Genomic DNA, 12,311 nt, shown 5'->3' on the forward strand with positions numbered 1-12,311 from the left:
GATATATCTCTCATGCCGCAAACATAGACGAATTGTCAACAAACCCTAATATTTGCTTTAAACATTTTGCAGAATATACATTAGAACAATGTGAAAAATTAGGTATAGAAACGACTGAAACAAAAGAGGCTATTCATTTCTTTTGTGCAATCGATAACGAATGGAAAAAATCAAAATTTTCACTTCCTCACGCTCCTTGGGGGCCTAATAAAGTTGTTGGACCTGTAATTTTGTTACCTCAAAATATCTTGGAATCTATGATTAGCTATAAAACTAATTATTTTTTCACTAATATTAGACCTCTTGCGAAAGTAAAAAATTGTTTATACTCATCTCATGAAATATGAAAATTTAACAAGATTTAATGATGAAGAATTTAAACGACTTGTTGGAGTTCCTCGTCCATTATTCTTAAAAATGGTATCAGTGTTACAACATGCTGAACTTGCCAAGAAAAAATCTGGAAGACCTCATTCGTTGTGTTTAGAGGATCAATTGTTGTTAACTTTAAATTACTTACGCTGTTATAGAACTCAAATTGAGTTATCCGCCGACTATAACCTAGCTGAAAGTAATGTGAATTGTACGATTCAGAAAGTTGAAAATGCTCTGATTCAATCACGGATTTTCGCATTGCCGAAAAGGAATCAAAAGTTTAATGAGGGGGATTATGTAATCGTTGATGTTACTGAGTCACAGATTGAGCGTCCCAAAAAAACAAAGAAAATTCTATAGTGGTAAAAAGAAGAAACATACGCTAAAAACACAGGTCATTTTTAACCCCCAATTAAAGCAAATTGTAAGTATACAGATTGAAGATGGCAGAAAACACGATCTGAACATTGCGCGTAAGCATTTGAAGGAGATGATTATTTATCCTTATATCATGGCAGATTTAGCCTATAAAGGATTTCATCAGATTAAGAGTAAGTTACTCATTCCAATCAAGAAACCTAACAATTTATCATTACCCCAAATAGCAAAACAGATCAACCAAGAAATCAGTCGGCGTAGGATCACAATTGAACATATCAACGGCAAACTTAAACATTTTCGGATATTAACAGAACGCTATAGAAATAGACGGAAACGATTTGGTCTAAGAATGAATTTAATTGCTGGAATGGTGAATTGGATGCTCTTAAATTAACTTTCGTAAGAGATCTATTGCCACCCCTTTATTTAAAGAAGAAGTTTTACGTAGAGATGCTTCAGCAAGCTTTATTTATTCTTTAAAATCTGGCGAGAAAAGAGTGAATGTAAAAAAATGCGAGAGCAATATCCTGAATTTCGAGGGGGGAAAAAGCAATATGGATGAATTAATCGCAAAAAATCCAAGACTTTTAAAAGAATATAGAGAAAAAGTAGCTAAAAAACGCTATTTAAAAAGAAAAGGTAAAAAAGAAGATTAGAGGACGCATAAGCGTGCTTTTTATAGACAAATGTACAAGAAACAATACTATAACTTTACACTAGTTCTATCTGCGAACCTTTGATTTATACTAGCGGGATAACATTACCGGCTTTAAATCAGTTTAGCGACTTTATGAACTTAAAGAAAAATAAAAGACAGCTTGTCTGGGGTTTAAATCTGCTTGCATCTATGATGTATGGCAGCTTTGCTCATGCACAGAGCATCAGCTTTCAGGATGCTGAACGTCAGTTGTTGCAAAATTCTTATAGCAGCCAAGCCTATCAAAGTCTGGAACAGGCTTCAAAACTTGAAGCTGAAGCAGTAAAAGGCGTAGGTCTGCCACGTGTCGACCTGAATGTTCGTGCCTATGCCTTTCACAGTGAAGTCGATATTCCATTAAAGCAATTTAAAAATAATCTGGAGAATTCACTCTCTCAAGGCGTGAATGGCCGGCTTAATGAGTGGGAGGCCAGTAATGGCGTGGATCTACCTGCAGGTATTACCGATCCACTGCGTGATGGACTTAACAATACTATTCATAGCGGAGTTGGTCTGATTCCGGATACGTCTAATGTCATCCTTGAAGATCAGGTGATTCGCCCCACTGTTTCCGTGGTTATGCCAATATATACTGGAGGCCTCACCCGTAGTGCCAAAGAAATTGCCAATATTCAGGTCGGTCGTAGTCAGCTCAGCAACAAACAGCAGCAAGATACGCAGCGTTTTGAACTGATTCAAAGTTATTTTAATGTGCAGCTCCAAAAGCAATTGCATGCAGCTGCGCTGTTTAATCTGAATGCCATGCAGCAGCATTATCGCAATGCCTTAAAAATGGAACAGCAAGGTTTTATCAGTAAAGGCCAGCGTATGCAATTTGAAGTGGCACGTAATAATGCCGAGCGCAGCCAGCAAAATACGCAGGCCAATTTGAATGCTGCGCTGTTCCAGCTGAATAATCTGCTTCAGGAAAGTAGCATCACTGAGCTTTCGACGCCTTTATTTGTCAATAAAACCGAGCCACAGGCCTTAAATCATCTGCTAAAAACTTTTAGTCAGAACTCTGCGCTGATTCAAAAAATGCAGCTGGATACCCAATTGGCCCAAGCCAATGTGAAAGCCCAGCAAGCAGCGAAAAAACCAAATGTATTTGCTTTTGGCGAATATAGTCTGGATCAAAATGAAAACTGGATTGTCGGGGTTGCCGCACGCTATAACCTGTTTTCCGGGATCGATAAAAACAAGAATATTCAGGCTGCCGAACTCAAACGCTCTGCAACAGAACTGCTTACTGCACGCACCCAGCAGGAAATTGAAAATCTGATTTATAAATCTTATAGCGAAGCACTTAGTGCACAGCAAAGTGATGTACTTCTGGCACAAAACTTGAAAGCCGCACAGGAAAATTTACGCATCCAAGAATTGTCTTTTAAAGAAGATACGGGCACCGCCACACAGGTCATCGATGCACAAAATATGCTGAGCGGACTACGAGCTGAAACTGCCTTGAATGCTTACAAATATGTGATGTCACTGGCCACACTATTACAAAGCCATGGCTCGATTGCAGAATTTCCAACCTACATTCAACATGCCAACACCCACTATATTCGCTAATGGAGCCGAACATGAACGAAGATCAAAAACCCAATGATCCTGTGAATGAAGTGGCTTCATCCAGCGATACAGAAAAATCGCCTGCGCAACAGGTAGAAACAAAAACTGAAATAGAAAACAACGCGACGACTTCGACCGAGCAACAACAAGCTCCTGAAATCGCTAAAAAGAAAAAATATTTATTGCTCGCCCTGATTCCAGTTCTGCTGGCAGTCATCGCTTTTGGATTGTGGAAAAGCTACCAACCGGCTCCGCTTGAATTGCAGGGTCGTGTAGAAGCTGAAACAGTTCAGGTGGCGACCAAAGTGCCAAGCCGTATTGAAGAAATCTATGTAGAAGAAGGTCAGCGGGTCAAAAAAGGCGATGTACTGGTGCGCTTAAACAGCCCGGAAATTCAGGCCAAAAAACAGCAAGCCGCAGCGGCTTTACAATCTGCGCTGGCCTTACAATCGACTGCTGAACGTGGCTCGCAGGAAGAAAATATCGCCAGTCTGTATGCCAACTGGCAATCGCTGAAAGCACAGCAAAATTTAGCCAAAGTTTCTTATGAGCGTGGTGCAAATTTATTGAAGGAAGGTGTGATTTCACACCAGCGCCGTGATGAATTGTATGCAGCCAGTCAATCAGCGGCGCAAATGACAGAAGCAGCGTATCAGCAATACGCACGTGCCAAACGTGGCAGCACCTCACAGCAAAAGAGTTCTGCCGATGCACAAGTAGATATTGCCCAGGCTGCGCTGGATGAAGCCAATGCTTTAGAAGCAGAAACCCAATTAGTAGCACCTGTAAACGGAACGGTGTCTAAAACCTATGGCAAAGTCTCGGAGCTGGTAGCCACCGCAGTCCCTGTGGTCAGCCTGATTGAAGATCAAATGTGGGTGAGCCTGAATATTCGTGAAGACCAATATGCCCCATTTCAGAAAATGAGCAGTATTGAAGGTTATATTCCCGCCCTAGATAAAACCGCCACTTTTCAAATTAGACAGATCAGTGCTGAAGGTGAATTTGCCACCATTAAGACCACACGTCAAACCGGCGGTTATGATGTGCGCAGTTTTAAGCTGCATCTTGTACCCACACCAGCGATTTCTGAACTGAAAGTCGGGATGAGCGTGTTATTTAAACTGAAAGAGACCCGATAATGTGGACGGGTATATGGCGCGAACTGCGCTATCTGCTCAGCGAAAAATGGGATCTGTGTCTGGTCACGCTGGCACCTGCACTGGTGATTATTTTATTCAGCAGCATGTTTGCTCAAGGGAAATCGGATCATTTACCGATTGCGATTATTGATCAAGACCAGAGTGCGCTGAGTCAAAGCATTTATCAACATGTGGCGCTGAATCATACTCTTAAAATTGCTACGGTGTCGGAACAAACAGCTGAAATTGAGCGCCTGTTAAATCAAAATAAAATTTGGGGTTATATCCATATTCCAAGCGGTGCCGAGCAACGTCTGGTTCGTGCCCAGGATGCTGACATCAGTATTGCTTTTAACCAGAGTTATTTCAGTATTGGAAATACCATTTCCTCGGCCATGCTGGTCAGTACCCTACAAGCACTCGCTGAATTTAGCGGACAGCAATATCTGGGCAACCGACTCCCCTCTCTCGAAGCACCGTCACCGCATATTAAAATATCTCCGCTGTATAATCCGCAGCTGAATTATGAATTCTATCTGGAACCCTATGTCATTCCGGCAATTCTGCATTTACTGCTGTGTTGTTGTGTGGCATTTTCCGTCGGTCAGGAACTGAAGCGGCAGACCTTAACAAGCTGGATTAGCAACTCATCCATCTGGATGGCATTGCTGTCTAAGAACCTGATCTATGTGGCTATTTTTAGTCTATGGACCTGGATCTGGATGTTCTGGCTGATTGAAATTCGCGGCTGGTTTGTTGCCGGCTCGCTCGCTCTGATTCTATCGGCACAATTTCTGCTATATAGCGCTTATGCATTTTTAAGCAGTGCAGTGGTTCTGGCAACCAAAGATTTAAGTAAATCTTTTGGCATCATTGCGGTCTATGGTGGTTCATCTTTAAGTTTTGCTGGTGTGACTTTACCTTTAAATAATGCGCCCCTATTCACCCAGTTCTGGTCCAATATTATTCCGTTTACGCCCTATGCCAAATTACAAACTGAACAATGGGTGATTGGTAGTCCATTGCATATTTCACTGCAAGCTGGATTCATGCTGCTGATCTATGCCCTAGTTTACGCTCTGCTGGCTTATCTGTTTCTTAAAAAAATAGTTAAAGGAGCAGTCCAATGAAATCCCTCTGGTTTTACTATCTGCAAAGCTTTAAGGATATTGTCAGTCACGGCACGATCTTTACCACGCTTATTCTATCCGTCTTGTTTTACAGCTTTTTTTATCCAACCGCTTATCAGGCACAGCAGGCTGAAGCCTTACCGATTATTATTGTCGATGAAGAACAAAGTAACTTAAGCACCCGTATTATTGGTCAAGTGGCACAAAGCCCCAATGTGGAGATTGAGGCGATTACCGGCAATTTTTCCGAGGCCAAACAATGGGTGGAATCACAAAAAGCCGATGGTATTTTACTTCTGCCGGACAATTTATCGCAAAGCTTAAGGCATGGTGAAACAGGTGGCATTGGCCTGTATTTAAGTACAGCCAACTTTTTAGTAACCAAACAAATTGGTCTGGGCTTAGCCACATCAGTTGAGCAAACTTTGGCAGATTATACTGAACGCTTTGGCAAGGTCTCGGATTTTTCACCTGCCCTTTCTGTGCATCAAATTCCTTTATTTAATCCGCTGTCCGGCTATGGCAGCTATGTCTTTCCTGCGGTTGCACCTTTAATTATCCACCAAACCATTCTTTTGGGTTTGAGTATGCTGATTTTGGTATATCGGGAAAGAAAAATAGAATTAAACACAAATGCATTGATTGGGATGTGTTTAGCGGTCTTCACCATTGGTTGTCTAGGATGTTTCTATTTATTCGGCTTTAGCTTCTGGCTATTTGATTATCCGCGCGGTGGCAACCTGCTCGGGATGCTGCTGGCTGTTGCGGTTTTTATCTACACGATAATTGGCATGACCTGCTTATTTGCTAGTTTTCTGGATCTGCCGGAACGTGCGGGGCATGTCATTGTATTCACTTCTATTCCACTGTTCTTTTTATCTGGTGCGGCCTGGCCGCATGCTGCCATGCCCACCTGGATGCAAGTCGTTGGCGAAATCCTGCCCTCTACCCAAATTGTGCAGATGTTTATTCAACTCAATCAGATGGGTGTGCCTACAACACTGATCTTGCCTAAATTGCTCTATCTTGGAATGATCGGTAGCTTGTGCTTTTTTTTGGCTTATCGACGTTTAATTTCTGGTCATCAAAGCAGATAGAGCATTATAGCAATGCTCCTATTCCACTTATTTACCCGATTCGCCAAAGACTTGAATATTGAAATTACGAATCTTGTTGCTACCATTCGGCTTGTCAAAACTAACATCATACTGAACCAGATTTTCCGGATAGGCAATTTCATAGCTGACCTTATATTGCCCAAGCTGATTGGTTGCTTCTTCAATCTCTTTGGTCATTAAAGTCTTAGACTTGTATTCACCTTGAGGAATTGAACGTGAAAAGCGTTTCATCAGCTTTTCATTGTCCTTAAACTGGGTTTGCAACTGCGGCTCTAACTGATCCAAAAACTCGTCATACTTCCCATCACGCAAATCCTCATAGGCTAGCTGTGCCGCCTTTTCCTGTTCAGGACTCGGATCTGGAATATTGTCCATTGAATTACAGCCACTCAATGCAACCGCTGCTGCCAACAACATTAATTTGGTTTTCATCGCTTACCCTTATGCAGTCAACGTTTATAAAAAAGGACGCCGAAGCGCCCTTTTTATCAGTAAAAAACCTATTCTTCTACTGAATTTTCACCGTCTTTTTCCACTTGCTCAGTTTCAGCAACTGCATCCGTTTCAGCCACTAAAGATTCTGCACCTTCAATCGCTTCAACAAACTCGTCTTCTTCAACAGCTTCAATCGCTTCCACACCCACCAGTGTTTCGTTTTCACCCAAGCGGATTAAACGTACACCTTGTGCATTACGACCTGTTTGCGCCACTTCAGAAGCGCGAGTACGCACTAATGTACCGCCATCAGAAATCAGCATCAGTTCTTTGCTTTCATCAATAGCAACTGCACCGACCAATTCACCATTACGTTCAGAGGTCTTAATGGCAATCACACCTTTACCACCACGTTTTTTGGTTGGGAAGTCGTCTACAGGTGTACGCTTACCATAACCATTCGCCGAAGCACACAAAACTTCGCCTGTTTCTGGTACTACGACTAGCGATACGATACGGCTGATGAGTGCTGAATCTGAACTGTCTTCATCATCGCCATCGACTTCTACATCTTCTACATCTTCAACTTGTGCTGAACCGAAGCTGACACGCATACCACGTACGCCTTTGGCCGCACGACCCATTGAACGTACATCGGTTTCAGCAAAACGAATCGCTTTACCTTCATTGGAGAACAACATAATTTGCTGTTCACCATCGGTAATTGCAACACCAATTAAAGTGTCTTCTTCATTCAATTCAATGGCACGTAAACCATTCGAACGTACGTTACTGAATTGTTCCAATTCAACACGTTTCACTGTACCTGATGCCGTTGCCATAAAGACATAAAAGTTTTTACGCAAGGCTTCTGCTTGTGATGCAAATTCTGCAATGATCTCATCGTCTAAATCGGTTGCAGAAAGCTCTACACCCAATTGTTTCAATTGCACACGTAATGCGTCAGATAAATCATCACCATCTGCTAATTCAGTAAAGGCAGCTTCTAATTCTGCATATTGAGCGGCAATGATCGCGTTAGTTTGCAGATGTGCCGCATTGGCTTTCACATAGCTACGGAAGTCTGCCAAACGCTCGGTAAATTTCTTCGGTGCATCAATGACAGGTAAAATCGCGGTGATGGTTTCGTTCGCATCTAACGGCAACAAGTTCACCATTGGACGACCTTTCGCACCACGCGATGCTTGCGGCACTTCAAACACTTTCAGACGGTAAACTTTACCCACATCAGTAAAGCACAGCACCGTTGCGTGATTAGAAGTCACAATTAAATGCTGCACATAATCGTCTTCTTTCATCGACGTTGCAGATTTACCACGACCACCACGACGCTGTGCTGCGTAATCTGACAATGGTTGAGTTTTTGCATAACCTGTTTGTGATACTGTCAGTACCACTTGTTCTTCTGGAATTAAATCTTCACGCGAGAAATCAATACGCGATTCTACAATTTCAGTACGACGTGCATCGCCATATTGTTGTAAAACTTGCGCCAACTCTTCACGAATCACGCCCATTAGCAAATTAAAATCATTTAGAATTGCAGTTAATTCAGCAATTTGTGCCAAAATTTCAGAATATTCTGCATGTAATTTGTCTTGTTCTAGACCTGTTAAACGATGCAAACGTAATTCTAAAATTGCGGTCACTTGCGCAGGTGATAAACGATACACCTGACCATCTAAACCAAATGGTCGGTTAGGATCTTCACCTTCAATTTCGTCTGGACGTACAGAAACTGAACCAGCTTTTTCCAATAATGCGACTACACCGCCTGCTGCCCATTCGCCTGCCTGTAAACGCTCACGCGCTTCGGCTGGGTTGGCAGAAGATTTAATGGTTTCGATGATGGCATCAATATTGGCCAACGCGACGGTTAAGCCTTCTAAAATGTGCCCACGTTCACGTGCTTTACGCAACTCGAACATGGTACGGCGGGTCACTACTTCTTGGCGGTGACGAATAAATGCCGCAATAATATCTTTTAGGTTCATCAATTTTGGCTGACCATTGTCTAGGCAAACCATGTTGATGCTGAATGAGTTTTCTAATTGTGTATTCAAGAATAGGTTATTCACAATCACTTCAGCGTTTTCACCACGCTTCAGATCAATTGCAATACGCATCCCTTCTTTATCAGACTCATCACGTAATTCTGAAATACCTTCGAGTTTCTTCTCTTTCACCAGTTCAGCAATACGCTCAATGGTTTTGGCTTTGTTGACCTGATAAGGGATTTCAGTAAAGACGATGGTGGTACGACCAGATTTTTGATCTTCTTCAAAATGGTACTTACCACGAATATGCAAACGGCCTTTACCTGTGCGGTAAGCATCAACAATGCCTGATTTACCGTAAATAATACCGCCTGTAGGGAAGTCTGGACCTGTGATATGTTCCATCAACCCTTCAATTGAAATATTTGGGTTGTCTGCATAAGCCAAACATGCATGCACCACTTCAGTCATGTTGTGCGGTGCCATATTGGTCGCCATACCTACAGCAATACCTGCAGCACCATTGACCAATAGGTTTGGAATACGAGTAGGCATCACTTGAGGAATACGCTCAGAGCCGTCGTAGTTATCTTCCCAATCGACAGTGTCCTTTTCTAAATCGGCCAACAGTTCATGAGTAAGTTTGCGCATACGGACTTCGGTATAACGCATGGCTGCGGCACTATCGCCATCAATCGAACCGAAGTTACCCTGACCATCGACCAATTGATAACGCAAACTGAAATCTTGCGCCATACGAACAATTGTTTCGTAAACTGCAGAATCACCGTGAGGGTGATATTTACCGATGACGTCACCGACTACACGGGCAGACTTTTTGTAAGCTTTGTTGTAGTCATTGCCCAATTCGTGCATTGCGAATAGCACACGACGATGCACAGGTTTTAGACCATCTCGTACATCTGGCAGCGCACGTGACACAATCACGCTCATCGCATAGTCTAAATACGAGTGCTTGAGTTCATCCTCAATGGCAATCGGTCTAATTTCCGATACGCTCATGCATACTCCTTATTCTGCAAACAAATTTTGCTTGCATTTTATATGTCGTAAAACTTGCAAATGATTAGCCTGAAATGCAGGCTAAAAATAAAAACTAGCGAAAAATTATAGCATATACGCCTGTGTTTTTGTGCTTTAGAGATGATCTTAATCTTGTTAATTTACTTAAATTTAACGGTGATTTTTTAGGCAAAAAAATATTCACACCCAAGAAACAAAAGTGCTTCATATTTTTAAGAGTCACGTCAAAATATCTTCAACATATACTTGCTCGATATGTACCCACATATACGCTAAGTTCACATAATGTACTTAAAACCAATCACTGCATCTAAATTAAAAAAGACAATAAAAAACGCCCCTATGCTATTCACATAGAGGCGTTTTTGACTGTGTTCAGTAATTAGATTTTAGATACTAACTCTGGAACAACAGTGTTCAAGTCACCCACTAACCAGTAGTCAGCTACTGCGTTGATTGGCGCTTCTTCGTCTTTGTTGATCGCAACGATCACTTTAGAGTCTTTCATACCTGCCAAGTGCTGAATCGCACCAGAGATACCTACAGCGATATACAAATCAGGTGCAACGATTTTACCTGTTTGACCAACTTGCATGTCATTTGGTACGAAGCCCGCATCAACTGCTGCACGAGATGCACCTTGTGCTGCACCAAGTTTGTCTGCCAATGGATCAAGTACTTTGTGATAGTTCTCACCAGAACCTACACCACGACCACCAGAAACTACAATACGAGCTGCTGTTAATTCTGGACGCTCTGATTTCACAATTTCTTCAGAAACAAATTTAGAAATACCAGCATCACCTGTCACAGTAGCAGCTTCAACCGCAGCTGAACCACCTTCTGCAGCCACTGGGTCAAATGCTGTACCACGTACAGTACCTATCACAATCGCTTCTGAAGACTCTACAGTTGCAATCGCGTTACCTGCATAAATTGGACGCTTGAATGTCTTTGCAGAATCTACAGCGACGATGTCTGTGATCATGCTGACATCAAGAAGTGCAGCCGCACGCGGTAAAATGTTTTTACCTGTTGTTGTAGAAGCAGCAAGGATATGGCTATAACCTTTGCCTAATTCTGCAACAAATTTTGCTACGTTTTCAGCCAATTGGTTTGCATAAGCCGCATCGTCAGCAAGTAATACTTTACTTACGCCTGCAACTTTAGCTGCTTGGTCTGCAACTGCTTGTGCACCAGAACCCGCAACCAATACAGTGATATCACCACCGATTTTTTGAGCTGCAGCAACAACGTTTAATGTTGCACCATTTAGTGCTTTATTGTCGTGCTCAGCGATAACTAAAATACTCATGATTTTTATCCTTCTGTATTAGATCACTTTCGCTTCGTTTTTCAATTTTTCTACAAGCTCATCTACAGATTTCACTTGTACGCCCGCTTTACGCTCAGCAGGTGCTTCAACTTTTACAGTTTTCAGCTTAGTACCTGTTGCAACGCCATAATCTGCAGGAGATTTGGTGTCTAGCGGTTTTTTACGTGCTTTCATGATGTTTGGAAGTGCCGCATAACGTGGCTCATTCAAACGTAAGTCAGTGGTGATGATTGCAGGAAGTGCAAGCTCAACAGTTTGTAAACCACCGTCAATTTCACGTGTTACCTGAACTTTGTCGCCATCTACTTTTACTTCTGAAGCAAAAGTACCCTGACCTGCACCAAGTAAAGCGCCTAGCATTTGACCAACTTGGTTAGAGTCGTCATCAATAGCTTGCTTACCCAATAAAATAAGTTGTGGTTGTTCTTGTTCAACAACACCTTTTAAGATTTTAGCCACTTCAAGTGCACCAATCTCATCGGCTGTTTCAACCAAAATACCACGGTCTGCACCAAGCGCCATTGCAGAACGAATTTGTTCCTGCGCTTCTTTAGGACCAATGGATACCACTACGATTTCTGAAACAGTTCCTTTTTCTTTTAAACGAACCGCTTCTTCCACTGCGATTTCACAGAATGGGTTAATTGACATCTTAACGTTAGTTAGGTCAACTCCACTATTATCCGGCTTAACGCGAACTTTAACGTTGGCATCTACCACACGTTTTACAGCAACAAGAGCCTTCATGTAATCCTCGGCTGTTTTAGCAAAAGTAAATATTGAGAAAAGTTAATAATAACTCTTCGCTTTAAATTTTTTAGGTGTCCTATCTTGCTATGTGATCGGCATTTCGGTCAAGTCAGAATTGTCTAAACAAGGCTAAAAATGCCAAAAATTAACTGAACGATGCGTTCATACTTTTTTATTTCTAAAAATTAACAAACCAAGCGACGATTATATAAGCAATTTTAAGCTTTGATTTATATTAGGACTTACGCATTGACGGATTCAAAAAAGTATTAAAATACTTTATAAAGTATCTGTGATCAGACGAATTAAA

10 protein-coding genes are annotated in these 12,311 nt (G+C 41.8%); 6 read left to right on the top strand and 4 right to left on the bottom strand.

Features of this window, described 5'->3' with window-relative positions:
• The first annotated feature begins 32 nt into the window (after window positions 1–32).
• The 6 genes from CF596_RS02705 (at window position 33) to CF596_RS02730 (ending at window position 6,397) form a co-directional block, all read left to right on the top strand.
• Entirely contained in the window at window positions 33–347 is a 315-nt protein-coding gene (locus tag CF596_RS02705; RefSeq protein ID WP_035310653.1) for a hypothetical protein, read from the top strand.
• Window positions 337–1,150 (top strand): IS5 family transposase gene (locus CF596_RS02710; RefSeq protein WP_096901138.1). Its coding sequence is split into 2 segments (ribosomal slippage): window positions 337–723 and window positions 725–1,150, totalling 813 coding nucleotides; the frame shifts between segments, so codons are not numbered across the junction. Before CF596_RS02705 ends, CF596_RS02710 begins: the two co-directional genes overlap by 11 nt.
• Window positions 1,151–1,546: 396 nt before the next feature.
• Window positions 1,547–3,028 (top strand): TolC family protein, encoded by a 1,482-nt coding sequence (locus CF596_RS02715; protein ID WP_096901139.1) that lies wholly within the window; start codon window positions 1,547–1,549, stop codon window positions 3,026–3,028.
• A gap of 11 nt (window positions 3,029–3,039) precedes the next feature.
• Window positions 3,040–4,170, top strand: a complete 1,131-nt coding sequence (locus CF596_RS02720; RefSeq protein WP_096901140.1) for a biotin/lipoyl-binding protein — start codon at window positions 3,040–3,042, stop codon at window positions 4,168–4,170.
• Window positions 4,170–5,300: an ABC transporter permease gene (locus CF596_RS02725; RefSeq protein ID WP_004971855.1), complete on the top strand. Its 1,131-nt coding sequence runs from the start codon at window positions 4,170–4,172 to the stop codon at window positions 5,298–5,300. Before CF596_RS02720 ends, CF596_RS02725 begins: the two co-directional genes overlap by 1 nt.
• Window positions 5,297–6,397 carry an ABC transporter permease gene (locus CF596_RS02730; protein WP_096901141.1) on the top strand — a complete coding sequence of 367 codons (1,101 nt, stop codon included), beginning with the start codon at window positions 5,297–5,299 and terminating at the stop codon, window positions 6,395–6,397. The genes CF596_RS02725 and CF596_RS02730 overlap by 4 nt, the downstream gene beginning before the upstream one ends.
• Window positions 6,398–6,424: 27 nt before the next feature.
• Here CF596_RS02730 and CF596_RS02735 read toward each other — a convergent pair whose 3' ends face one another.
• The 4 genes from CF596_RS02735 to CF596_RS02750 all read right to left on the bottom strand — a co-directional run bounded on the left by CF596_RS02735 (window position 6,425) and on the right by CF596_RS02750 (window position 11,998).
• Window positions 6,425–6,850: a DUF3887 domain-containing protein gene (locus CF596_RS02735; protein ID WP_096901142.1), complete on the bottom strand. Its 426-nt coding sequence runs from the start codon at window positions 6,848–6,850 to the stop codon at window positions 6,425–6,427.
• Window positions 6,851–6,918: 68 nt separating this feature from the next.
• Window positions 6,919–9,894, bottom strand: coding sequence for a DNA gyrase subunit A (gene gyrA / locus CF596_RS02740; protein WP_096901143.1), 2,976 nt, complete (start codon window positions 9,892–9,894; stop codon window positions 6,919–6,921).
• A 403-nt stretch (window positions 9,895–10,297) separates the two neighbouring features.
• Window positions 10,298–11,230, bottom strand: coding sequence for an FAD-binding protein (locus CF596_RS02745; RefSeq protein ID WP_096901144.1), 933 nt, complete (start codon window positions 11,228–11,230; stop codon window positions 10,298–10,300).
• Between the two features lie 18 nt (window positions 11,231–11,248).
• Entirely contained in the window at window positions 11,249–11,998 is a 750-nt protein-coding gene (locus tag CF596_RS02750; RefSeq protein WP_096901145.1) for an electron transfer flavoprotein subunit beta/FixA family protein, read from the bottom strand.
• Window positions 11,999–12,311 lie beyond the last annotated feature (313 nt).

It is taken from the genome of Acinetobacter sp. YT-02 (assembly GCF_002412355.1).
In the GTDB taxonomy this organism is placed as follows: Bacteria; Pseudomonadota; Gammaproteobacteria; order Pseudomonadales; family Moraxellaceae; genus Acinetobacter; species Acinetobacter towneri.